The 1,177-nt window shown below is 64.3% G+C and carries 1 pseudogene; it reads left to right on the forward strand.

Features of this window, described 5'->3' with window-relative positions:
• Nucleotides 1-175 precede the first annotated feature (175 nt).
• Nucleotides 176-1,177: pseudogene (locus tag KVS67_RS11470) on the forward strand (IS3 family transposase); the annotation flags it as partial.

Below are 1,177 nucleotides of genomic sequence, written 5' to 3' on the forward strand. Positions count from 1 at the left end.
CATCCTGCGGGAGAGGCCCGCTCGTCTCATCTCAGCCCGTACCCCGTGGCAAGAACCTCATGACCCACAACAACTAGGCCGAAAGCGACTTAGCATAGCTAAGTATCGGGACTGCCGCACGGATATGTGACATCTGATCTGGCTTGCCTGCAAGGCAGCCTGGAAGGATGTTGCTGTGCCCGCCCCCTACCCCCAAGAGTTCCGTGACGACGTCGTCCGCGTAGCCCGCACTCGCGAAGACGGCGTCACCCTGGCCCAGATCGCCAAGGACTTCGGCATCCACGAGATGACTTTGTCGAAGTGGATGCGCCAGGCCGACATCGAGAACGGCGAGAAGCCCGGCGTCTCGAGAGCCGAAGCCACGGAGAACCGAGAACTGAGAAAACGAGTCCGTCTGCTCGAGCAGGAGAACGAGGTCCTACGACGGGCGGCGGCCTACCTCTCCCAGGCGAACCTGCCGGGAAAAGGCTCTACCCGCTCGTGAAAGAGCTCGCCGCCGTCGGGATCCCCGTCGCGGTGACGTGCCGGGTCCTCAAGCTCTCCCGCCAGCCCTACTACCGTTGGCTGGCCAGCCCGGTCACCGCCGCTGAGCTGGCTCAGGCGTACCGGGCGAATGCCCTGTTCAACGCCCACCAGGACGACCCTGAGTTCGGCTACCGCTTCCTGGTCGACGAGGCCAGGGACGCAGGCGAGGTAATGTGTGAACGCAGTGCTTGGCGGATCTGCAGAGACAACGGCTGGTGGTCGGTATTCGGGAAGAAGCGCGGCAAGAACGGGAAGAAGCCCGGGCCACCCGTCCATGAGGACCTGGTACAGCGCGATTTCACCGCCGACGCGCCGAACCAGCTGTGGCTGACCGACATCACCGAGCACAAGACCGGCGAGGGCAAGCTGTACCTCTGCGCGGTCAAGGATGTTTACTCCGGACGGATCGTCGGCTACTCCTTCGACTCCCGGATGAAGGCGCGACTGGCGGTGCAGGCGCTACAGAACGCGGTGGGCCGCCGCAGGGAGGTGGCCGGCTGCATCGTTCACTCGGACCGTGGGTCGCAATTCCGCTCACGCCAATTCGTGCACGCCCTGAACCACCACGGCCTGCTCGGTTCGATGGGCAAGGTCGGCGCGGCAGGGGACAACGCCGCGATGGAGAGCTTCTTCGCCCTGTTGCAGAAGAACG

Origin of the sequence: Micrococcus sp. GbtcB5, from assembly GCF_019091605.1 — a bacterium.
Classification (GTDB): domain Bacteria; phylum Actinomycetota; class Actinomycetes; order Actinomycetales; family Micrococcaceae; genus Micrococcus; species Micrococcus luteus.